At 52.6% G+C, this 21,256-nt stretch carries 20 protein-coding genes and 1 riboswitch; of the genes, 3 read left to right on the top strand and 17 right to left on the bottom strand.

Going from position 1 to position 21,256, the window contains the following annotated elements:
• Window positions 1-359: 359 nt before the first annotated feature.
• From ABDW36_RS16735 to ABDW36_RS16720, 4 genes are all read right to left on the bottom strand, one after another.
• Window positions 360-758, bottom strand: coding sequence for a hypothetical protein (locus ABDW36_RS16735; protein ID WP_343703074.1), 399 nt, complete (start codon window positions 756-758; stop codon window positions 360-362).
• A 505-nt stretch (window positions 759-1,263) separates the two neighbouring features.
• The gene (locus ABDW36_RS16730) at window positions 1,264-1,725 is read right to left on the bottom strand and encodes a hypothetical protein (protein ID WP_343703073.1); all 462 of its coding nucleotides are present in this window, start codon (window positions 1,723-1,725) and stop codon (window positions 1,264-1,266) included.
• A gap of 39 nt (window positions 1,726-1,764) precedes the next feature.
• Complete coding sequence (locus ABDW36_RS16725) at window positions 1,765-2,187, bottom strand: hypothetical protein (protein ID WP_343703072.1); 423 nt, start codon at window positions 2,185-2,187, stop codon at window positions 1,765-1,767.
• A 27-nt stretch (window positions 2,188-2,214) separates the two neighbouring features.
• On the bottom strand, window positions 2,215-4,371 hold the full coding sequence (locus ABDW36_RS16720; protein WP_343703071.1) for a DPP IV N-terminal domain-containing protein: 2,157 nt from the start codon (window positions 4,369-4,371) through the stop codon (window positions 2,215-2,217).
• Window positions 4,372-4,631: 260 nt separating this feature from the next.
• On the opposite strand from ABDW36_RS16720, the gene ABDW36_RS16715 reads away from it, so the two are divergent.
• Both ABDW36_RS16715 and ABDW36_RS16710 read left to right on the top strand, forming a co-directional pair.
• Window positions 4,632-4,886, top strand: a complete 255-nt coding sequence (locus ABDW36_RS16715) for a hypothetical protein (RefSeq protein WP_343703070.1) — start codon at window positions 4,632-4,634, stop codon at window positions 4,884-4,886.
• Window positions 4,887-4,958: 72 nt separating this feature from the next.
• Window positions 4,959-5,510 carry a hypothetical protein gene (locus ABDW36_RS16710; RefSeq protein ID WP_343703069.1) on the top strand — a complete coding sequence of 184 codons (552 nt, stop codon included), beginning with the start codon at window positions 4,959-4,961 and terminating at the stop codon, window positions 5,508-5,510.
• A 142-nt stretch (window positions 5,511-5,652) separates the two neighbouring features.
• Here ABDW36_RS16710 and ABDW36_RS16705 read toward each other — a convergent pair whose 3' ends face one another.
• The 10 genes from ABDW36_RS16705 to ABDW36_RS16660 all read right to left on the bottom strand — a co-directional run bounded on the left by ABDW36_RS16705 (window position 5,653) and on the right by ABDW36_RS16660 (window position 16,487).
• Window positions 5,653-6,396, bottom strand: a complete 744-nt coding sequence (locus ABDW36_RS16705; protein WP_343703068.1) for a Bax inhibitor-1/YccA family protein — start codon at window positions 6,394-6,396, stop codon at window positions 5,653-5,655.
• 70 nt (window positions 6,397-6,466) lie between these two features.
• Window positions 6,467-7,012, bottom strand: a complete 546-nt coding sequence (locus ABDW36_RS16700) for a hypothetical protein (RefSeq protein ID WP_343703067.1) — start codon at window positions 7,010-7,012, stop codon at window positions 6,467-6,469.
• A gap of 38 nt (window positions 7,013-7,050) precedes the next feature.
• The gene (locus ABDW36_RS16695) at window positions 7,051-7,959 is read right to left on the bottom strand and encodes a mechanosensitive ion channel domain-containing protein (RefSeq protein WP_343703066.1); all 909 of its coding nucleotides are present in this window, start codon (window positions 7,957-7,959) and stop codon (window positions 7,051-7,053) included.
• 96 nt (window positions 7,960-8,055) lie between these two features.
• On the bottom strand, window positions 8,056-9,027 hold the full coding sequence (locus ABDW36_RS16690) for a hypothetical protein (RefSeq protein WP_343703065.1): 972 nt from the start codon (window positions 9,025-9,027) through the stop codon (window positions 8,056-8,058).
• Between the two features lie 3 nt (window positions 9,028-9,030).
• Window positions 9,031-10,137: a YncE family protein gene (locus ABDW36_RS16685; protein ID WP_343703064.1), complete on the bottom strand. Its 1,107-nt coding sequence runs from the start codon at window positions 10,135-10,137 to the stop codon at window positions 9,031-9,033.
• A gap of 1 nt (window position 10,138) precedes the next feature.
• The gene (locus tag ABDW36_RS16680; RefSeq protein ID WP_343703063.1) at window positions 10,139-12,121 is read right to left on the bottom strand and encodes a TonB-dependent receptor; all 1,983 of its coding nucleotides are present in this window, start codon (window positions 12,119-12,121) and stop codon (window positions 10,139-10,141) included.
• 6 nt (window positions 12,122-12,127) lie between these two features.
• Window positions 12,128-13,441, bottom strand: coding sequence for a DUF5074 domain-containing protein (locus ABDW36_RS16675; protein WP_343703062.1), 1,314 nt, complete (start codon window positions 13,439-13,441; stop codon window positions 12,128-12,130).
• Between the two features lie 150 nt (window positions 13,442-13,591).
• Window positions 13,592-13,815, bottom strand: a riboswitch (cobalamin riboswitch).
• Between the two features lie 158 nt (window positions 13,816-13,973).
• Window positions 13,974-15,071 (bottom strand): glycoside hydrolase family 76 protein, encoded by a 1,098-nt coding sequence (locus ABDW36_RS16670; protein WP_343703061.1) that lies wholly within the window; start codon window positions 15,069-15,071, stop codon window positions 13,974-13,976.
• A 43-nt stretch (window positions 15,072-15,114) separates the two neighbouring features.
• Window positions 15,115-16,002 carry a TraB/GumN family protein gene (locus tag ABDW36_RS16665; RefSeq protein ID WP_343703060.1) on the bottom strand — a complete coding sequence of 296 codons (888 nt, stop codon included), beginning with the start codon at window positions 16,000-16,002 and terminating at the stop codon, window positions 15,115-15,117.
• A 53-nt stretch (window positions 16,003-16,055) separates the two neighbouring features.
• On the bottom strand, window positions 16,056-16,487 hold the full coding sequence (locus ABDW36_RS16660; RefSeq protein WP_343703059.1) for a DUF2141 domain-containing protein: 432 nt from the start codon (window positions 16,485-16,487) through the stop codon (window positions 16,056-16,058).
• 108 nt (window positions 16,488-16,595) lie between these two features.
• On the opposite strand from ABDW36_RS16660, the gene ABDW36_RS16655 reads away from it, so the two are divergent.
• On the top strand, window positions 16,596-16,994 hold the full coding sequence (locus ABDW36_RS16655; RefSeq protein WP_343703058.1) for a DUF6496 domain-containing protein: 399 nt from the start codon (window positions 16,596-16,598) through the stop codon (window positions 16,992-16,994).
• 124 nt (window positions 16,995-17,118) lie between these two features.
• On the opposite strand, the gene ABDW36_RS16650 is transcribed toward ABDW36_RS16655, so the two are convergent.
• The 3 genes from ABDW36_RS16650 to ABDW36_RS16640 all read right to left on the bottom strand — a co-directional run bounded on the left by ABDW36_RS16650 (window position 17,119) and on the right by ABDW36_RS16640 (window position 21,039).
• Entirely contained in the window at window positions 17,119-18,126 is a 1,008-nt protein-coding gene (locus ABDW36_RS16650) for a hypothetical protein (RefSeq protein WP_343703057.1), read from the bottom strand.
• Window positions 18,127-18,501: 375 nt separating this feature from the next.
• Entirely contained in the window at window positions 18,502-19,836 is a 1,335-nt protein-coding gene (locus ABDW36_RS16645; RefSeq protein WP_343703056.1) for a DUF2264 domain-containing protein, read from the bottom strand.
• A gap of 9 nt (window positions 19,837-19,845) precedes the next feature.
• Window positions 19,846-21,039: a glycoside hydrolase family 88 protein gene (locus ABDW36_RS16640; RefSeq protein ID WP_343703055.1), complete on the bottom strand. Its 1,194-nt coding sequence runs from the start codon at window positions 21,037-21,039 to the stop codon at window positions 19,846-19,848.
• Window positions 21,040-21,256 lie beyond the last annotated feature (217 nt).

The raw sequence follows: 21,256 nt of genomic DNA, 5'->3' as shown, positions 1-21,256 counted from the left end.
AAGCTTACTTTTTCGACTTCTTACCAATTCTGGCTTTCCCAGCCACTTACCTTCTATTACTTTGAAAGAATGATTTTCCTTATACAAGTATCTTCTGTAGTTGTAAACTTCAAAGATCAAAAACACAACGAGAAGAAGGAGCTTGTCAACATGCACTTTTCGTTTGTCAAGGAACTGAATCAGGATCATAATGGTGAACACGTTCAATGTTTGCAATCCTGCTAGTATAGAAACCGATGTTGCTTCAGCTCCCTTTTCTTTGTATCCCGAATAGAATCTGCAGATCAAATAATATAAAAAGTCAAAAAACAGCATTGATAAATCGCAATAAATTAGAATACTGAAAATATCACTTCGTCCTACACAAAAACACTGACAATCTGGCTGATAGTTTCACTTTTCATAACTCCATCTCTCAATTCACCGTCCAAAACGCTGTTCCTTAGGCAACTAAGTCTTTCCAAAACAAACAACTTCACATCATCAAGTGTTTTATGTTCCAGATATTCCAAATCAAAGTCTATTAGTATTCCCCGCCCCCTTCTAAAAATGTTTATTCCCCAGAAAGGGTTGGCCCATCCGTTTTCCCTCGCATTTTTCATTTCATATAAAGTGCCTGAAGAATCAATCAAAAGAACTCCGTCAAAAACACCTCTTTTTAGCAGTTCCCTTGATGTATATTTAAGCGCACACTCAGTCTTAATACCATATAGATTTAAATCACTAAATTCTTTATATGCCAAGACAGGATATATCATACTATCTATTTTTATTGAGTTTTCCCGGCGTGTAGGCCTGAAGATATCGATGCCTGCTTTGAAAAACAGAAAATACCACCTTTATCAATTTTTATTAGATCTCTCCAAATTTGATAAGATTCCCAATAATTTCTCCCAATCAGATACATCTACTGCCTTCTTCCGATAATTGCTTGCTGCTGTCCATCAATCGAGAAAATTAATTTCTCATCCTCCTGCTGTACTTTAACTTGTTCTTCCTGACCTTAATATCCTTTCTTTTAAAAAAAGAGTTATTTATAAAACTAAAATGCAACTCTTCATCCTGAATGCCAATCACCAAAAGCTCAAATCTATTCATATAAAATATATAGATAAGAGAAGTGAACATTAACACCATGCTAAAAAATAGAGATATCCTTTCGTTATTAAACCTCTATTTGTTCCTGGCAATTAGTAGAATAGAATTATCATTCCTGATAGAGATTTTCGACTCTCTACTTCTTCCCCTTATTGACGTAATTCGCTAAACGCCATCCCCACGATATAGTTCAACTTCTAGATATTGCACGTCATTTTCAATGTAAAAATCCAACAAGATTTTTTCTTTATAAGATACAGCTGTCAACGTAATAATTCCAGATGAATCATCGTAAAAGTGAAAATCAAGGTTAAAATCATGCAATGAGGACAACTTCAATGCACCACAATCCCTGGACAGAGCATTAAGTAAGTAAAATGGCTGATCCTGGCACTTAACATTGTCAGTTATAAGACTTTTTAATCCTTCCTTATCCGGGAAAAGCAACTTTTTTGAAATTAAAAGAGAAAAGTCAGGCGATTTAGCTATAAAGTCATCCGTCTCAGCAATTGAGAGTAAATCTCTTTTGGGATCACCGTTTTTTTGCAGCTTTTCTAGAATGGAATTGTATTCTTTAAAATATCGCTTCCCATAAAGCCTTCTCTTTTTTTGTTCATGCGTTTCCATCAAAAGAATATTATAAGTTGCATAATGCTGCGCCCCTTGCTAACGCCGTTCCTCAACGCTCCCACTTGAGGTATCAGGATTGTCAAAAGCGGCTAAAAGATACCTTACATTCAAAACTAAAAAAAGCACAAACAAAAGAAGCCCCCACGGTTGGATCGTAGGCAATGTCAATCTGGCATCACCAAACCCGACCCAATATCGAACAGTTGTATAGTTCGCTGTAATAATCGCAAAATTAAATGAAGCAAGTAACAGGGTAATACCGGTCAATAAAATCCCTATTCTAAAATTAAATAAGTACACAACAATGTTCACAAGCACCAAGCCCCCTGAAATGAGATGCCTAATTCGCGCCACGTGGGTTACGGTTAGAATTTTCATCCACGCAAAAACTACAAATACAAGCAAGACTAAAAATGGTATCAGTCTCAGCAACTTCTTATAATCCATATTAAAGCTCATAGGTACCTGATTTTTCACATCTCCCCATCACTTCCCCCCCGCCTCACAATACTGATTAATAAACCGCTTATACATCGCCGCCAGATGCGCAGACGTCCCCTCCCCTTCATTGATGCTATGCGTACGGTTAGGATACGGCATAAACTGGAACACCTTTTTATGCCTGATCAGCTCATTCACCAGCATCTCCGCGTTCTGGTAATGCACGTTGTCATCTCCGGTACCATGCACATACAACAGGTTCCCCTGCAGGTTCTTCGCGTACGTCAACGGCGAGCCTTTGACAAAGTCTTCCCGGTTTTCCTGCGGCAGGCCCATGTAACGTTCCTGGTAAATATTGTCATACGTGAGCTGGTTGGTAACGGCGGCAATGGCTACGCCGGTTTTATAGATCTCCGGGTATTTGAACATCAGGTTCAGCGTCATGGAGCCGCCGCCGCTCCAGCCCCATACTGCTACCCTTTCCGGGTCAATGAAGCGCCATTTAAGAATCTCTTTGGCGGCCATGGCCTGGTCATGCGCATTGAGGATGCCTACCTTGCGGTAAATGCTCTTGCGCCAGGTGCGACCTTTGGGCGCGGGCGTGCCGCGGTTGTCCAGCGAGATGCAGATGTAGCCGTCTTGTGTGGCGTTGCCATACAGGAAGTTGATGCCTGCGCCGTAGGTGTCGGTTACGGTGCAGGAGGCGGGCTCTCCGTATACGTAAAAGAGCACGGGGTATTTTTTGGTGGAGTCAAAGTTTTCCGGCCGCGCCATCCAGCCGTCTAGCGTTACACCATCTGCGGTGGTTACCTGGAAGAAGGTGGTCCTGCTGGGGGCCATGGCGGGCATGGTAACGGCGTTGGTGGCGGTATTCTGATGACCGGGCAGGGTCACAAATTCGTTCATGGGTTTTACCACATGGCTCTGGTACAGGTGCAGGGCGTAATTGCCCGCGGGCGATATGTTGTACTCGTGCGTGCCGGGCTGGCTTTCCGGCGTGATGCGCACGGCTTTGCCGCCGGCCAGCGGCACTTCGTAGAGGTATTGCTGGGTGGCGTTCTCCGGGGAGGCCAGCAGGTATATTTTCCCGCTCTTTTCGTCTATGCGCACAATGCGGATCACGTCATAATTGCCGGGGGTGAGCAGCTTCTCATCCTTGCCGTTGCCGGATACGCGGTAGAGGTGCCGCCAGCCGTCTTTTTCACTCACCCAAACAAAAGCGCGGCCCTGTTCTATCCAGTCCCAGCCTTTGATCTCGTCGTCATCCCAGCGGGATTTAACATCTATCCACGCTTCATCCTGTTCGGTATAGATGGTGCGTACCTGGCCGCCGGCGGCTTCGGCCAGCATCAGGCGGGAGGTGTTCTGTTTCCGGTTGAGCTGCTGCAGGATCAGCTCCTGCTTGCCGGGCACCCATTCCATACGGGGAATGTAATGCTGCTGCGGGTCTCCGGGTACCTGCAACCAGGTGGTTTTGCGGGTTTGCAGGTTTACTACCCCCACCCTGCAGGCTGACGGGCTTTCCCCGGCCTTGGGGTATTCTACGGGAATGGTGTATGAATAGATAGAGTCTGTATTATCTATCATGAGGAAGTCCCGGATCTTGCGGGCGTCTATCTGCCAGTAGGCAATGCTCTTACCGTCCGGGCTCCAGCGGAAACCATCGCGACAGCCAAATTCTTCTTCGTACGCCCAGTCAAACGTACCATTAATGAGGCGGCGGGAGCCGTCTTGCGTCAGCTGGTCGGTTTTGCCGCTGGCCAGGTCTTCCACGTACAGGTTATGCCCGCTTACATAGGCGGCCCTGGTACCGTCTGGCGAAAGTTTGGCGAACATCAGGGACGCTTCCGGGAGGTTTTTACCCAGCTGCCGCAGGGCGCCGGTGCCGCGGTTTAGCAGCCAGTAATCTCCGCGGGTATGGTACCGCCATACTTTGCGGGTATTGGTGAATATCAGCACTTTCTGCTCATCGGGCGAAAAGGTGAAACCTGCTACGGCCAGCGGCTCCCTGGCGCCGGCGGGGGTCAATGCCTTGGCGGTGATCTTGTCTGCCGGCTGGAGGTCTTTTACCCGGTAAGCGGTAATGTCACCCTCCCCCTCCTGCCAAACGGCTTCCCCGTTGCGGGCCCACTGAACGTCCTGGGCTAAGGCGGAATAAGCAGAAAGGGCTATGAAACAGAGCAGGAGCAGAAAACGCTGCATGGGCATATGGAGTCGGAAAAAATTGTGCATGAGTAAAATAAGGGAAATTCGGCCAATCTCCGAAAAGGAAAATGTTAAGTGGCAAGGGGGAGCTTGAATTGGCCCAAAGTTTGGCCTGTAAAGGGCGGAACAGCATTATTACAAAAGCTCAACTACGTATTTAGAGGTCTTCAAATAATTTATTCATAATAATTTTTGACAATTTATAAAAATGTGTATTTTTATGGCGTACAAGAAGTCCTATTGAAAAACTAGAAAAAATGGTACAAGTATCCTATTCTTACAAAAACCGGGAATTCTTTCATCTGGAAGATTCCATCATGAACCAGATTGCAGAAAGTGGAAAACGTATGCTTTTCGCCCTCCTGGAACCGATTCACGACGTTTTGTTGCATGAGAACGGCAAGATCCGGATTTGCCTGGACGAGCAGCCCAACATTGAGCTGCACGGTTTCAGCGCGCCGGTGAAACGCCAGATTGAATGCACCCTGCGGGGCGAAGACCTGGAAAACTGACCGGATACACACCACCTACTGATATTGCGGCGCCCTCACCTGCGCCGCATTTTTTTATAACAGCCTTCTCCAATGACGATTAAGACGACCCGTACCATCAAGACCCGTGGCAGCAAAACGCTGCTGGGCAGATTCCTTCGCATTCCCGGCCTCATTCTATCTTTTCCCCTGCTGGCAGCTGGCATAGCCATGCGCCTCACCTGGCTCACGGTGCTGGCTGGCGCCCTGCTGTTCTGCACCCTGGCCATCAGGCTGGTACGCAACCGCACCGTGGTCAGCCTGGACGAAAAGGGCATCCGTTACTCCAGCCCCTTCCGGCAGCTGCAATTTAAATGGCATGAGATACAGGCGGCCGGGGTGTATTACGTGAAAAACGGGCAGGTATTTGAGGAATATGCTGCTGGAAAAGAGCTGCCGGAGCCTGATAACGAGGGCCGCACCATTTTTGTATCTACCCGCAGCGCCTACTCCCCCGCCCGCCACCGCCGGCTGGTGAACCGTACAGACATGCATTTCCGCTGGAACAGCGAAGCCTGGAAGGTGATTGCGGCCCGGTGCCAGGCAACGCCCCCGGGACCGGGCAATACGGCTCCTTCAGCAGCGGAGGGGCCAAAGGCGGGTTGAAACAGCGTCCGGGCAACCGGGCAACACAGCACCCTCAGAAAGGCCTGTTGAACTTCTTAAACTATCTCCCTTTTCCTCCATACATAAAAAATCCCCGGCAGCCAGGCCACCGGGGAATCTTATTGCATCCAGTAAATATTTATCAGCGGCTGCTGTTGATCTTTGACACCAGGCGCAGAATTTCAAGGTAGAGCCATATCAGCGTTACCAGCAGGGCAAAAGAAGCGTACCATTCAAAGTATTTGGGCGCGCCCTGGGTAATGCCGTTCTCTATCATGTCAAAATCAATAATGAGCATCAACGCGGCAACAGCGGTGACCACTACGGAAAAACCGATGCCTATCAGGCTGCCTTCATGGAGGAAGGGAATGCTGATGTTAAAGAAGCCCAGTACAAAGGCGATCAGGTAAAAGATAGCGATACCGGTTACGGCGGCGAACATCACGGATTTGAACCTTTCCGTAGCGCGGATGATGCGGGCGCGGTACAGCACCAGCATGCCAATGAACGTGGCAATGGTAAGCCCCACGGCCTGCAGCACAATGCCATCCCAGCGGCTGGCGTAATAAGCGGAAACAGCGCCCAGCAAAAGACCTTTTGCCAGGGCGTAGGCAGGCGCCAGGTAAGCGGCCCATTCTTTTTTGAAGGAAATAACCAGCGCCAGCACCAGGCCGCCAATTGCACCGCCTATCATGTAAGGCATCACGTTCTCGCCCCTGGCAAAAGCACCCCAGGAATACACCGCGGAGGCCAGTACCAATGCCAGCAGGAACGCCATTTTACCAACAGTACCGTTCAGCGTCATAGACTCGCTGTATTGCGCGCGAGACGCTTCCTGGAATGTTTTTTCACTCAGTACAGGGTTTTTCGATTCAATTAATGCCATATTTCATTCTGTTTTGTTGATTCTTTCAAATATACATTTTTTTCCCTAACGGGCCGGGGAAGGGGGACTCCTATTCTTCCTTGCCGCCCTTTTCGCCTGTAAACCAGTGCTCTTTGTCGCGGAACAATACGTTGAACGTAGTAAGGGAACCGTAAATGCGGGTGATGTACTGCTGCATGTTCACCTTGTCCTCATCACTCAGCAGCTTGTGCGCATTGATCTGCTGCTCCAGCACCCGCAGGCGGTCGCGCACCATCACTATTTTATGGAAAAATACCTCCACGGGCACCTCCTTGGCTTTGAGGGAAGGGTCTTTGGGCTGCAGCACCATGGTGCCGCCGGCCCAGCGCTCTCCCAGGGGTACCACTTCAGTAATGCCGCCCCAGAGGCGCAGTATTTTCAGGAGGGAGGTTTCTACGGCAGATACAGTTTCTACTTCCACCGTCTCGTTTTCTGCGTACAAAATTTCGAACAGGGGGTCTGTTTTGTCTACTTCCACCACGCCCTGGTTAATGAAAGTGATCACATACTGGGCATACTTTACGCCAATGATAACGCCCGGGCCGTAACGCGCGTGCTGCACACGGGAGCCTACGCCTGCTGTCAGTTCTTCCATGCTTTTTTTGGGCAGTAATATAATACAAGATGTTGAGATCAGGCATCGTTTTCCGTGGTGGCATTGATCTCACGCCCTGAAAATGAGAGGATGGTATTGATGAGCATACGGCGGATGCGGCGCTCGGTTTCCTTGTCTGGCCGGGGTATGAGGAACTGCACCTTATAGTGCACCAGGTCTTTCTTGATCTCCAGTATTTTCAAAGAAAAGCTGTTCTCCGTGATGTTGCCGGCAAAGGGCCGCAGCACGCTTTTCAGCTCCTGCTCCAGCTGGTCCGGAGAGGATTGGTATTTGAGGTCCAGCTCAAACTCTATGGTCAGCTTCTTGATGTTCTGCTTGCTCTGGTTCAGCACCATGGTAGAAAAGATCACGGAGTTGGGGATCAGCACTATATCATCGTCATCGTTCTGCAGCACCACGTTAATGAGCGTAATGTCCAGCACCTTGCCGCGGTACTCTCCCACCCTGATCTGGTCTCCGAGTGACAGCTGGTCTGAAAACATGATGATGAGGCCGTTGATCATGTTGGCAATGTATTCCTTAGACAACAGGGCAAAGGCCGCCGCGGCAATGCTGAGACTGAAAAAGAGGTCTTTGATATTGGCGCCGAAGAGCGTCAGCAGTGCTACCAGGAACATCACGGTATTCAGCACGGAAGAAATACGGTTGATGCCCAGCACAAAGTTATCCCGCGTGAGACGCTGCAGCCGGTGTTTGCTGAGGTACCAGGATATCATTACTATCCAGCCGATGGAAATGAGCAGGTTGGCGCCCAGGAAGAGAGACAGCGCGTTGGTAGCGCGGCCCAGCCATTTGTATTTCTCGAACCAGTCGTGACTGGAAAAGTTGAAGAGCAGTACGGCCAGGTACACTACCAATTTTATCACAAAAACCAATATCTCCTTCCGGAACTTCTTTTTATTGTATGTGGCCTGATCTATTACCATGGGTTTTCGGCTTTTACCTTCCGGCTGCAAAAATAGGTAATTATGGGGCATGTAGAAAGGGCCGCCCGGAGGCAGCCCTTAAAATTCCCGTCAAACTTATGGCAAATGCAAATCCCTGGCGCCTGATACTTCGGCAGACACTTCTCCCAACATGCGGTTGGGTGCGTCAGGGTCAGTGCCGGGGTCTCCATTGCAGTTCTGCCCGGTGTATACCTTCACAAAATCAATATAGGCCAGGCTGACCGCTTTCCCGTCCTTATCTACCGCCCGGTCTATGTCAAACTTGTTATAGCCGCGCCCTTCTTCTTCTCGTGCCTGCAAAAAGATGGCGGAGCCGTTGTCCGCATAGCCCCAGTCCAGGGGCTTGTTGGTAATGAGGCCAATGCCGTAATCCGGATTATAGGCCTGCTGCAGCGTGTTGGGCAGCAGGGTGCCTTCAAACACCAGGGAGTCCTGGTTGGCGGCCCAGGCCGGGTAATAAGACTGGTTGTGGAACATGTTGCGGAGCACGTAGCCGGTGCGGCCCTGGTTGTCTTTCCATAGTACATCGTCCGTAAGGTTCTTCGGGTGGTAATAAACGATGCGGTATTTTTTGACGGTGCCGGTTTTGGCGTATTCGCTGCCGGCCAGCTCGTACCAGGCATCATCGTCCGGCAGGCCATTGCCGTTCAGGTCTTGCATCACCATCACGATGCCCGGTTCAGACCATTCCTGGTCTTTGTTCACCAGCGGGTTGCCGTAGATACCAAGGTCGTAGCCGGCCTTGTTCTCAATAGAATGGTCAAAGCCAAACACCACATAGCCGCCGTAGCCGCCGAGGGAAAGCAAGGCGTTAGTGCCGCCCGCCAGCGCCTGCGCGCCCGCCGGGGTGCCGGTGCTGCCGCTGTTCACAAACTGACCGGGAGCAGGCAGGTAGTCAAATACTTTGGAGATAAACTTTTTGCTGGTGTCTGTAGCCGGACGGAAGTAGTCTGGCTGCGGGGCGGCCCCGTCTTTTTTGGAGCAGGCATACAGGCCAGTTGCCAAAGCCAGGGCCAGTACGCTGTTTTGCATGGTACGTGTTATCATATCTTATTTGTTTTTCAGGAATACAAAATGAGCAGGTATATCGCCGGTCATCACAGACCATTTGCGTTTGCCCGTTTTATCGTAGCAATGCAGGGTGCCGGGCGTTACATAGTCTTTCGCATCGGTCACATATACATCGTCTGTATCAGGGTCTACGGCTATGCCGTACGGTATCCTGATGTTTTTTTCCGTGCCGTCTGCAATAAAATTCCGGTCAAGCTTCGTTTCGTTCTTCACATTCAGCAAGGTATAGCTGATGGTATTGCCGCCGGTGAGGTAGCTCCATTCCACGCTGTAGATATAGGCCAGGTCTTTGTGAATGAAGAGGTTGCTGGCCGCTATTTCCAGCGTTTGTTTCACTGTGTCTGTCCGGGTGTCAATTACGTATATGCGTGAGGGTACGGTATAATAATCCCCGCGGGAGGTAACGTACAGGTCTCCGTACGCGTCCAGCGCCATGCGGTGCAGGTTGATGCCGGCCTCTATGCGTTTGATTTCCTGCCCGGTATGCAGGTCAATCACAGAAATGGTTTTTTCATAATTCGGCGGACTGTAGCCGCCCGAGTTAGCCACATACAGCTTACTGCCCGCCACCACCAGCTGCTCCGGGTTGCGCCCGGTCTTTATTTCATTCACGATGGTGAGGGTCGCGGTGTCCACCACGGCCACATATCCGTCATTAGACGTGATGTAGGCTTTATTTTTATAGAAGTCTACATAGCGGCACTGGTTCACGTTCAGCTGTTTGATGCGGCGGCAGGTAGCTGCGTCTACCACTTCTACCTTGTTGGAGTTATTCACCACGATGTACATCATCGAACCGTAAATAGCTATATAGTTCCCCACGTCTCCCAGCCCCTTTGTTACCTCCGGGTTGTAGGCGGTAAACACCCGGCGGTGGTATTGCCCGGTTTGCAGGTCGAGGTAATCAAGCGATGCCTTGTTCATATTCATGTTACCTTCATTCAGCAGGTACAAACCCGCAGCAGTGGCTTCCAGTGGCGCCGCGCGCTGGAAGCCGGGAATGCCTTGCGTTTCCACCCGTGGAATGGTGACGCCTTTTCTGCAGGCCGCCAGCAGGCATATCGCTATCAATAATCTGTACATCATCTCAAAAATTATAGTGCAGCGAAAAACGGTAGTTCCTTCCCGGCATGGGGAAGTTGAGTACCACATCGTAATACTGGTTCAGCAGGTTATTCACTTCAGCAGAAATGCCGAAGGCCTTGTATTTATAATGCAGCGATACATCACTGGTATACCAGGGTTCTATATAATTCACGGGAATGTTGGTTTTCTGCGAGTACCGTTCGCCAGTGTAAATAAAACTGTAATGAAGGCCCCACTCCCGATACGTAAGGCCCGTGGTGAGAGAGCCGCTGTGCCAGGGCGTGTATGGTATCTGGTGGCCGTGGTTGTAACCATTGGGTGTAAGGTCTTGCGCCTGCTGCCAGGTATAGTTGATGCCGAAATTCCAGTAGAGAGATGTAAAGAACTGGAGGCCAGCGCGGATATTCGCATCTATACCGTGAACGCCTACACGATCAAGGTTCATCATCGTCCACCGGAAGAGGTTGGCGGCCGGCACGGCCACTATCTTGTCTTTCACGGAATTGTAATAGCCATCTGCCTGAACGGCAATATATACCAGCGGGCCAACGGCGGTTTTACTGTAACTGAAACCAATGTTATACTGGTGTGTATACTCCGGCCGCAGGTTGGTATTGCCTACAAAAGTGTAATACAGGTCGTTGAAGGTGGGCATGCGGAAGATGTTCTTGTAGAATGCCCGCAGCCGGAAGTTCTCGCCGGCGAAGGGCTGCCATGAGGCAGACACGGATGGCGTCAGCTCCCTTTTGCTGCCGGCGCCGGTGAAGAATTGCACGGTTTCATCTACCATGGTACCCAGGGCGCTGGCCTGCAGCTCAACACGGGAGAAGTGAATGCGGGTGGCCAGTGCGGCAAGACCGGTGTACCGGGTGGGATAAGCAAAACGGTAGATATTGGCGTCCAGCGTGTTGATGATCACGTCTGTGCTCAGCACGGCTTCCCACCAGGGTTGGATATGATACCGCTGCGCCAGTGAGAGGTATCCCTCCTGCTGGGTGTAGCGGTTGTCAAGAAACCCTGCTTCGTTGTTATACTCCGGGTCTTGATACCGCGTGAAAAGATGGGTGTACCTGGTACGCAAGGCCAGTGAATAGCGGGAGGAGAAACTTTTGTTCCAGGTTGCCTGCAGGAACATATCCCTGTCTTGCAGGCGCTGGCTGTACTCAAAGTGATTGGCCACAATGGCGCCGGGCAGGCCGCGGGCGGAGCGGTAAGCATAGGCTTTAATGCTCCATTGGCTGCTGTCTTTAAAGCTGCCCTGCAGCGCGGCCTCCAGCCGCCAGGCCTGTACGTCCGCATTGTTGCGGACGGCAATGGTATCATACACGCCGTTGGTATAGCGGTATTTGTAGCGCCCGTGCGCATGCGTCCATTCGCCGCTAACGCTGGCGCTTGTACGTGCTGAAATCTTTTGCTGCCACAGTATGGCCGGGTTGATCAAACCGAAAGAACCTGTTTTAACGCGCAGCTTGCCGTGGCTGCGCTCCCCCTGGCGGAACTGCGGGCGGCGGCTTTCTATATAGAGCGAGCTGGCGGAGGCAAAGCCGCGGGCCGGCTGGAAAATATTGTTGTGCTGGCCGCTGTAAAGGCTGAGGCTGTCTATATTATCCAGCGAGAACTTGCCCAGGTCTACCTGCCCGTTCTGCGCATTGCCCAGCTGCAGGCCATCGTAAAACACGGCTGTGTGATGGGTGCCCATGCTGCGCACGTTGATGGTTTTCAGCCCGCCAATGCCGCCATAGTCTTTGAGCTGTACACCGGAGAAGAAGCGCAGCGCATCGGCCACGGAGAGGCTGTTCAGTTTTTGCAGCTCCTCTCCCGCCAGCACCTGCACGGGGTGAGACGTATTGATCACCAGCGGTATTTTAACGGACGTAACCGTTACCTCTTTCAGCGTGTCTCCATCGTTTTTGTGCTGCGCTGCGGCGCTGCCTGCAAAAAGCAGGCAGGCCCACAGGCAGCGGTTGATCTTATTCAGAGGCATGGTTCACTAATGAAAAACTACCATAGCGGGGAAATACCATCCTTTATAGAGAACGGTTTTCTTCAGCGCGCCGGAAGTAGCGTCATACAACAGTACCCTGTTCTCGTTGCCGCTAAACTGGCCGTTGATGGTGGTAATTACCAGCTCATTGGTGCGGGCGTCATAAGCTACGCCTGCGCCGTAGAAGTACTGGCCTTCCGGCAGGGTGATAAAGGGCGCATCCAGGGAGGCGGCGTTGCCAATGGTATAGCGGTAGAGCTTGTTCCCGTAGCCCCATCCTTTGCCCGGCTCAATCACATACACATTGTTCTCTTTGGAAGAGGCTGCCATGGAAACGCTTCTCCAGGCGCCCCAGGGAGATACCGCCTTGAACTTCATCTTCACGGAATCCAGCTTGAGGGTAACAGGGTTGATGCTCATCAGCAGGGAATCTTTTACGGCATACACATCTCCGTTCCTGGCTTGTACAAAACCGATGGTGGCTTTAGCGGGTATCTGCACTACACCGAAGGTGGCCGCATCCAGCACTACCATGCCGTCTTTGGAGGAGTGAACAAACACATAGTCTCCCGCCTTGAGCATATTGCCCACCGTACCGGAAACGCCGCCCAGTTTGGCGCCCAGCCCCAGCGTGTTGAGGTTGAGGGGATAGATGCCGTCTCCCGCGCTGAGGAGGCCGCGGGTATTATCTATGCCCACAAAGGTCATAGCATTGCCGCCGGCGGGTTTATCTATGCGGCCGGTTTCTTTCAGCGTCAGCGCATCTGCCACTACCAGCGGGCCGCCGGCCTTTACCACCAGGTATAGCTTGCCGTTGTAAACGGCGCCGTATTGCAGGGTGTTGGTCAGGCCGCCCAGTGTTTTACCGGGATTTTCCTGTTTGTACACCCATGTTCTTACCGTGTCTGCACCGTACTCATAAAAGTGTACACTGCCGGTTTCCGTACCGAACCATCCTTCGTTCAGTACAAAAAAACCGTTCTCGTACCGGCCCCATACCTTGATGTTGTAAATGAGCGAATCTGTGCCCGCGGCATTGCTCATGCGGAAGGAGATGCGGTACTGGCCGCTTTCTTTCGCTTCAAAGGTGTACACGGAGTCCGTTCCGGTGGGCGTGCCGTTCACGTTCCACTGGAAAGTGGCGCCCAACGGCTGGTTTAATTGCGGGCTCAGCCGCAGCGTTTGGCCGATGTGGAGGGAGTCCGTTGTTTTGGCGGCAGAAATCACCGGGCGCTGGAAAACCGGCCCGTCATTCCTGTTACAGGCGGCCATCAAGGCGAGCAGCGCCAGGCCCGCAAAGGGGCGTAAATGTTTCTTCATATGCTTGCTGTTTGTACAATGACAAATTCACGGCATGCATATGCGGTACATAGGCGCATAGCATGCCCAACGCGCATAAAAGGGGGATCAGTAAAATGAGAATATAACGCCCGCAAAGGCTTTACATTCCTGGCTTTTCACCCGAAAGCGTTGAATGATGTTACACCTGGCAGGTCTTCTGGCTCTCCTGCTTTTCCGGCGGGCCTTCCCTTCCCTGTGGGGAAAGTGGCTTGGAGATGATCTCCGGAAAAACGTCCCGATCATTACATCGGGGCAGGATTACAGCTACGGGGATAGCTCCGGCATTGCACCGGATTCCCTTTTAATACATACCCGTTTTACGGGGTACTGTAACCAAATGTGGCGCAAACCTACGGTTCTGTGTGGAATTATCCAAATTGGGAAAGATGATAGCGCATGAAGCGCATTCCGGATAAGCGCCTTCACCCGGCCTGCGCAAAGCACACACAGGCAGGCCTATATGATCTTATGTATGGAAGATAAACCTGTTAGCATGCAACACGCAACAAGCCTATGCCCCCTCCAGCAGGTGCAGCGCCTCCAGCAGCATGATGCCGCTCATCTGAATGGACGCGTCTTGTCCCGGAGTGGCGGGCGCCTTGCGCCAGCGGGTATCAAAAATATATTGCGGGCGGAGCGTGCCGTTGTCAAGCAGGCTGCGGCCGTTGTTGCGCAACCACTCCTGGAAGCGGGTTTTCACGGGTGCTTCCAGGTTGCCGTGTAATATAAGCTGTGTGAAGTAGCGGATGAAAATGCCTTTGAACAGGCCCCCGTCTCCATTGTTCTCCCCTTTCAAAATACCGCCGGGCGAGAAGCGTACGGTATCTTCTACTACGTACTGCGCCGTGCGCAATGCATCTGCCAGGTAGGCAGGCTCACGGGTAATGGTGTACAGCTCCAGCGCACCGCCCAGCCAGGTGCCCTGGTTGTAGGTGAATACCATGCCGGGGCGGGTATTGGTTTGCGGCACGCCGTCCTTTACTTCAATATTGTCCCACACGGTGCCGTTGGCGGGGTTCACGAGATATTTCTTTTGCCAGTCGTAGATCTGTTTGGCAAAGGCCAGATCTTCCGGCTGTTTGAACAGCTTGTAACGCCGCGCGGCAATGATCATGGCCGGGCCGTTGGAGCAGGCATTCTTGGAATGGGGCGTGGTTTTCATCCACATAATACCGCCGCCGGCTACGGGCGTCCAGCCCTTTTTGATGTCCGTCCACAGCGTGTCCGCCACCGCGGCGTACCGTTTGTTGCCGGTGGCTTCATAAGCCCGCAGCAGCGCCAGCGCCAGCCATTGCTCATCGTCATAATATTCATTGAACCACTGGTTGCCGTTCTTCCGGCGCATGCCGTCCAGCAGCTGATCCAGCTGCTGCAGGTAGCGCTGGTGGCGCGTACGCAGGTAGCCGTCTACCAGTATATCTGCCGCATGGGCGTTCCACCAGTAATCAAATGCATTGTTGCCGGTGTTGTTATGTTTGTAGTAGTGTTGGGAATCTGACCAGTATTGGGTGTTGAGAGCGTGATAACCACTGTCTGCCGCGGCGCCCCACTGTTGGGCACGGGCGTTGATGCAACCCAGGAATGCTATGAGGAAAAGTACACTGCGCATGCAGCAAAATAATGAATACTGCGGATACTTTCCAAACCGGCCGTTACCGCAGCCGCACCGGCTCCACGCGGAAACCGTTTTCCCGGAGCGATAGCAGCAGGCTGCTCTTGTATTGCAAATGCCCCAGGCCTACTGCTACGAAACATCTCTTTTCCTTTAAAGCCTTTAACAGGCGGGGCATCCAGTAGCGGTTGCGTTCTATTACCAGGTGTTGAAGGTCACTCCCTACCTCTTCCGGCAAAGGCTTTTTGAACATATAATCAATCTCCATCCTGGCATATTCCTTCTCAGACAGGAGTTTGCCGTAGGTTTCGCTGCTGTGCAGGTCTTTTATGATATTCACAACGGTGGCAGCCCATTGCTCGTCACTGCCGCCCTGCGCCCTGGCCCCGTCACGGATGGCAAAGCCGCTGTCAAGCAGTACTACCGGTACGCCTTTTATTTGGCCCGCTTTTCTTACATATGTATCCACAGACCCGTCTTGCCCCTGGTAAGTACCGCCCCCTTCTGCCTGCTGCATGGCAAAAATGGCCTCTGCCAGCATGTGTACGGGCAAACCGGCGCTGTCCATCATACCCAGCAGCCCTTCCTGCCGCCGGGAAAAATAATCATCCACCAGCCGGTAATCTGCCGGGGAGAACAGTTCTTTAAAAGATTTTTTGCGGGCCTCCAATGAAGGCAGGCCTGCATTTTTCAACTCTTCCTTCCCTTCCACCACTATACATTCCGCCTCATGGATAAGTTTTGAAACATACTGCATGGTATCCAGGAAAGTACCGGGGTAAGCGTGATTGGTGCCCAGCACATAAGAGCTGCCCGGCAGGCTGCGGTGGCTTACTTTCCATAAAATGGTATGCGGGCGGTCAGGCAGGGAACGCTGGGCAACGGCCAGCACCGGCAGGAGCAACAGGGAAAAAAGGATAGACCTCATGAGAATAGCGGAAATTTATATACAAGATATAACTTTCCGGGAAATGGATGCTCCTATTTCAGCTTGATAGAAAGGCTGCCCGGCGTGTTCTTCACTTCAAAAGCCGCTTCTTCATAAGTGGCAGGGCGCATGGCCGGCAGCACGTTGTTGGAAAACCCGTATTTCTCTTTGGGGATGCCCACCAGGTTGGTATCCAGGTCTTCATTCCCGTTCTCGTCAAGAAAAACGGAAATGGCATACCGGCCCGCGGGCACTTTGTCAAATTCCACGATCACTTCGTCTTTTGCCTGCACCGGCACTACCTTGGCCAGCGCTGTCTTTTGGGGTTTCATAAAAGCGTCCGCACTGCCATACCAGCCAATGTAAAGTTGTCCCTTTTTGTTCTCCAGGTTGGTCACCTTTACCTGGTACCTGGTTTGTGCAGTGGCGGGGAGGCTGCTCACCAGAGCGGCCACCATACCTGCATAAATGTAACGTAAGCCCATAAAGCTGTTTTAAGTATGAGGGAAAATACTGTGCCAGAGCAGATGGCGCACTATTTGATGCTTATGCAATGATAACCACTTTTTATTACACCCATTAAAAGCAAGATCATGGCAAAGTATTCAAAAAAAGCGGGCAGCAAGGTAGAACGGGCCATGCATGAGATGCATGAGGGTAAACTGAAGAGCGGACGCAGCGGCAAGAAGGTCACCAATCCTAAACAGGCTATTGCCATAGGCCTTTCCGAAGCACGGGAAGAAGGCGCCAAAGTACCGAAGAAAGCCGCCGGCAAAAAGGCCGCCACCCGGAAAGGCGGTACCCGCAAGGCCGCAGCCAAAAAAGCTGCACCTAAAAAAGCGGCGGCAAAAAAGGCGGCTCCGAAGAAAGCAGCTGCTAAAAAGGCTACCACCCGGAAGTCGGCTACACGAAAAGCCGCCGGTAAAAAAGCGGCCGCCACGCGCAAGCGCAATGCCGCCCAAAAAAGAAGCACCAGCAAGGCCACCGCATAAAATCAAAGCCGGTCCCGCAACAGGGCCGGCTTTTTTGTGTAGAAATTCATCCACAGATAGTATCGCCTTAACAAAAAGCCCGGCAAAAGCCGGGCTTCGGTCAGAATAGCGTAGAGAAAAACAATCAATTCGTCAACCGCATGGTAGCGCAGGCGTCTGCGGTAACGGTAACGGTACCGCTCCACGACTTGCTGCTGCACTTGGCGGTAAATGCATATGTGCCGGGGGCCAGTGAAAAGTTAGCTGCGGAAGAAGCGCCGCAGGAAGGCGTGCCGCTGGAATAGTAGCCGGAGATACTCTTGGTGGTGCCGCCGCAGGTTACGCTGATGGCGCCGCACTTGAGGTCTACCGCCGTCCAGAACATTACATTCCCGTTCCTGGCGGTGCCGCTATTGGCGGTGAGCGTTACCAGGTTGCAGCCACCGTAGTTTACGTTGATGCTGCCGCTCCAGGTGCGGCTGGCGCCTACCGCCGTATAACTGTAGGTACCCACGGGCAGCTCGAAGTTAGCCGCATTGGAACCGGTGCCGCAGGGCGGCAGCTGGGGATACCAATATCCGCCGTTGGTGCTTTTCGTTTGCCCGTTCACGGTAACCGTGATGTTCCCCATTTTGGAATCGTTGGTGTAGAAAGTGTACTTGCCGGTTTTGGGTGGCGTGGTGCCTCCCCCGCCGCCGGTGCCGCCGCCGCCGCCGCTGCAGCCCCAGTTGCTGACCTTCTTGTAAGGCGTGGCATTGTGCGTTTCAAGGTACTGGTTGGGCACGCCTACCATCAGCGTGCTGCCGTCCAGCTTCAGGGGTATTTTAAGTGTGTTGCCGCTGATCACGAAAGTCATGGAAGGTTCGGAAGCGTTGAACGTGCCGGTGGTAATGGTACCGTTATTGCAGGTTTGGGCCACGCTGCCGTTGAGGTAGAGGTAGGTGGTTGCCTGCCCGTCATTCCGCTGCCAGTAGCCGCCGTAGCTGCCGGAAGACGTACCGCCTCCGCCGCCAGTGCCGCCTCCGGTACCGCCTGTACCGCCGCCAGTACCACCGGTTCCACCGGTACCACCAGTGCCGCCGCTGCCGCCGGAATTCTCGATGTCATCATCTTCGTCAGTAATTTTTTCGCAGGAGTTAAACAAAACGAACATCAGACCCAGTAATGCCCAGGCTCTAAGGGGAATGGAATACATATAGTGTGTATTTGGTGATTACGGTGCTTCGGCAGGTTGTTCCAGTAAAGGGATGATCAAAACCATTTGCTGGCAACAAAAGTAGACTGCGGGCTCTTAGCGGGAAATACTTAAAAATAGGTATTTTTTAAAGGGGTGGTTTTGGCGGCGGCTTTGTATAGCCTGCCGTGAAGGATGCAGCACATTCAATAAGGCTGTTGTGCTATGAGCAAAAGGCAATGCATTATTCCCCGGACGGAGACAAGCTTATAACTGCATGCGTAAAAGAAAGCCGCCCCGGTGGCGGAGCGGCTTCCTGATCAGTTCTATTAGTCTGCTAGTCTACCTGACAATTCAATAATCTACATGATAGTCTTTCGGAAAATTTTTCCCGGCCCAGGCTTTTTTGGCCGTCCATTCTGCAGGCGGGTCTGCCCAGAAAGCGTTTGAAGCCGGCAAGCCCAGTGGCAGGAAAGATAGCGTGGCCATGTAGAGGCTGCCTGTGGAGGTGTAATAGTCCGCCACCTGCGGGTCATGCCCCACAAACCCCAGCATGAGCCAGCCGTCTTTGGTGAAGGTGCCCGGCGCGCTGTACATGTTTTTCTTCACCAGTGTAAGCGCACTCCTGACCTGCGCGGGACTGATCCCTTCCGGCAGCAGCTCCATCAGCGCCACCTGGCTCAAGGCCTGGAAAGCGGCGGTGCGGTAGGTGATAGAACGGCCGATGGGCGGAAATGTACCTTCCGGGGAAATCATCCTTTCCTGCTCCAGCGCGTAACGCTGCATGCGTTTCAGGGCTTCTTCGTAATCCTTTTGCAGCGCCGGCCGGCGGGCGGCCAGCACCGCCAGCGTGTCTGTCAGCATGGGGTGTATCACAAAAGAATTGTAATAGTCAAAGGCCAGGTTCGGCCCATCTCCATACCACCCGTCTCCTTTATACCATTCCTTCATTTTGACAATGCCTTTCATCAGCCGCTCCTCATCCGGCTCCATGCCCGCCTGCAGCAAAAACGCTTCCGTGAGGGAACCGAACAGCAGCCAGTTGCTGTTGAAGGGCTTGCGGTTGCGCAGTGACCTGAAGGCTTCGATAATATTCGTTCTGGTGGTTTCGTCCAGCGGTTCCCAGAGTGCCTTTGGCGCCCGCAGGAAAGACTGTGCCAGGTAAGCCGCATCCACAATAGGCTGGTAATCCGTTTTGAAGTTCAGCGCGTCCGGACTGCCGGGCGCAAAACAACGGCGGAGGCCTTCCAGGGCATTCTCTCTCATCTTTTTCCGGGCAGCTCCTTCCCTGCTGCCATCATCAGGCAGGGCCAGCCAGGGCGCAATGCCGGCAAACGTTCTGCCCACCGCCTCCAGGTAAGTAACATGTATGGAACGCTTGTCAAAGGTGGGCGATTTTTCTACCGGCATGTTTTTCACCAGCGTGCCCGCAGCCAGGTTAGACACTACGGGCGTGGCTATTTTATGCAGCAGCTGCCACCAGTATTCCCTGTCTTTTCCCGGGCGGCCGGGTAATGCCTCCTTTGATGGGTTTCGCGAGCCTGGAGCTCCCTCCAATGCGTGAACCGGCACAGACACATTCCGCGAACCGTCCGTTCCACTTCCTGCGCCTGCCAGCAATGCTCCCGGGCGCAGTGCCCCTGCTATACCCGCCAGTGATATGGCGCCTAAAAACTTTCTTCTTTCCATGGTCCCGATTTATAAATACCAGTTTTTGTAGCGGTGCAGTGCTTCCAGGTAATAATAGTCCGCGTAGGTGAGCGGCACGTCTACTTCAGATTTCAACGGCAGCGCGCCGGTGCTGTGCATGAGCAGGAAGCCGCCGTTTTCTCCCAAACGCGCGCGGTAGGCAGGAGAAGAAAGTGAGCGGATGATCTTTTCCGCCGCCGCCACATAGGTTTTCCGCTCCTTTCCGCGAACGTAGCGGCCCAGTTCCAGCAACGCAGACGCCATTACCGCGGCCGCAGATGCATCCCGGTAAGTGTTGGGGATGCCGGGCGCGTCAAAGTCCCAGTAAGGCACCAGGTCTCCCGGCATATTGGGGTGATGCAGCATGAACACCGCAATGTTCCGGGCGTGGCGCAGGTAACGTTTGTTGCGTGAAAACCGGTACATCATGGTATAACCGTACAGTCCCCAGCTTTGCCCGCGGCTCCAGGCAGATGAATCTGCCGCGCCCTGGGCCGTTACTTTCTTCAGCACCTGGCCCGTTTGCAGGTTGTAGTCGATGACGTGATAAGAGCTGTAGTCAGGCCGGAAATGGTTTTTCAGGGTATTGTCAGCATGCGTGAGGGCTATCTGCCGGTACTTTTTGTCTCCCCCGTTATCACTCACCCAGTAGAGCAGTTCCAGGTTCATCATGTTGTCAATGATCACCGGCCCCTGCCATTTGCGGCTGGCGTTCCACGACTGAATAACGCCCGCCCCGGGGCGGTAGCGGGTAGCGAGGGAGGCCGCGGCCGTGTCTATCGTCCTTTTATAGGCCGGGTTGCGGGTAAGGCGGTAGGCGTTGCCAAAGCTGCAGTACATCATGAAGCCCAGGTCATGATTGCCGGTGTAGTGTTTCTCTTTTTCGAGGATGGCAAGGCGGCGGTTGGCCTCCTGCAGTGTGGCCGTGTCTCCCGTATGCTCGTAGATGTAGAGGAGCGCGCCCGGGTAAAAGCCGCTGCACCACCATTTGGTGTCACTGGTTTCCACCTCGTTACGGTCAGCGTAGTACGTTTTGGGCATCCTGTCTGGCGGTACCTGGCGACTTAATACCTTGTATTGGTTGGCGGCGAATTGAAACTGTTCCTGTATCAGCTCCTGCATGTCCGTTTTCCCTGTCTTTTCCTGTGCCTGCGCCCAGCCGTAGCTGAACAGGAAGAGGCACATCATCCATCCTTTTCTCATGTTCTGTTGGTTTACCCTGCATCTAGCAGCGGGACGGTAAAAATAGACCGGCCCGCTCCCTGTTTTGCAGGCTTAATTCGTCAAAAAGGCGGGTGAAATGTTGCATTTTGGGTGAAATGGGGTTAATTATCAGTTTGTTATGCCCCGGGGGTGCGGGGAAAAGGCGGTTTGGAATGACCCGCCTCCGACAGAAAAGGCGGCCCTGTTTGAGCCGCCT

Source organism: Chitinophaga sp. (assembly GCF_039596455.1).
In the GTDB taxonomy this organism is placed as follows: Bacteria; Bacteroidota; Bacteroidia; order Chitinophagales; family Chitinophagaceae; genus Chitinophaga.
This window is presented reverse-complemented; position numbering and strand designations above follow the sequence as displayed.

Excerpts from the sequence above, each read along its gene's own strand:
- ABDW36_RS16665 (WP_343703060.1), bottom strand. The coding sequence starts at position 16,002 with ATGAGGTCTATCCTTTTTTCCCTGTTGCTCCTGCCGGTGCTGGCCGTT.
- ABDW36_RS16705 (WP_343703068.1), bottom strand. The coding sequence starts at position 6,396 with ATGGCATTAATTGAATCGAAAAACCCTGTACTGAGTGAAAAAACATTC.
- ABDW36_RS16735 (WP_343703074.1), bottom strand. The coding sequence starts at position 758 with ATGATATATCCTGTCTTGGCATATAAAGAATTTAGTGATTTAAATCTA.
- ABDW36_RS16685 (WP_343703064.1), bottom strand. The coding sequence starts at position 10,137 with ATGATGTACAGATTATTGATAGCGATATGCCTGCTGGCGGCCTGCAGA.
- ABDW36_RS16650 (WP_343703057.1), bottom strand. The coding sequence starts at position 18,126 with ATGTTCGTTTTGTTTAACTCCTGCGAAAAAATTACTGACGAAGATGAT.
- ABDW36_RS16660 (WP_343703059.1), bottom strand. The coding sequence starts at position 16,487 with ATGGGCTTACGTTACATTTATGCAGGTATGGTGGCCGCTCTGGTGAGC.
- ABDW36_RS16675 (WP_343703062.1), bottom strand. The coding sequence starts at position 13,441 with ATGAAGAAACATTTACGCCCCTTTGCGGGCCTGGCGCTGCTCGCCTTG.
- ABDW36_RS16700 (WP_343703067.1), bottom strand. The coding sequence starts at position 7,012 with ATGGAAGAACTGACAGCAGGCGTAGGCTCCCGTGTGCAGCACGCGCGT.
- ABDW36_RS16710 (WP_343703069.1), top strand. The coding sequence starts at position 4,959 with ATGACGATTAAGACGACCCGTACCATCAAGACCCGTGGCAGCAAAACG.
- ABDW36_RS16730 (WP_343703073.1), bottom strand. The coding sequence starts at position 1,725 with ATGGAAACGCATGAACAAAAAAAGAGAAGGCTTTATGGGAAGCGATAT.
- ABDW36_RS16670 (WP_343703061.1), bottom strand. The coding sequence starts at position 15,071 with ATGCGCAGTGTACTTTTCCTCATAGCATTCCTGGGTTGCATCAACGCC.
- ABDW36_RS16645 (WP_343703056.1), bottom strand. The coding sequence starts at position 19,836 with ATGGAAAGAAGAAAGTTTTTAGGCGCCATATCACTGGCGGGTATAGCA.
- ABDW36_RS16720 (WP_343703071.1), bottom strand. The coding sequence starts at position 4,371 with ATGCAGCGTTTTCTGCTCCTGCTCTGTTTCATAGCCCTTTCTGCTTAT.
- ABDW36_RS16715 (WP_343703070.1), top strand. The coding sequence starts at position 4,632 with ATGGTACAAGTATCCTATTCTTACAAAAACCGGGAATTCTTTCATCTG.
- ABDW36_RS16680 (WP_343703063.1), bottom strand. The coding sequence starts at position 12,121 with ATGCCTCTGAATAAGATCAACCGCTGCCTGTGGGCCTGCCTGCTTTTT.
- ABDW36_RS16655 (WP_343703058.1), top strand. The coding sequence starts at position 16,596 with ATGGCAAAGTATTCAAAAAAAGCGGGCAGCAAGGTAGAACGGGCCATG.
- ABDW36_RS16725 (WP_343703072.1), bottom strand. The coding sequence starts at position 2,187 with ATGAGCTTTAATATGGATTATAAGAAGTTGCTGAGACTGATACCATTT.
- ABDW36_RS16640 (WP_343703055.1), bottom strand. The coding sequence starts at position 21,039 with ATGAGAAAAGGATGGATGATGTGCCTCTTCCTGTTCAGCTACGGCTGG.
- ABDW36_RS16690 (WP_343703065.1), bottom strand. The coding sequence starts at position 9,027 with ATGATAACACGTACCATGCAAAACAGCGTACTGGCCCTGGCTTTGGCA.
- ABDW36_RS16695 (WP_343703066.1), bottom strand. The coding sequence starts at position 7,959 with ATGGTAATAGATCAGGCCACATACAATAAAAAGAAGTTCCGGAAGGAG.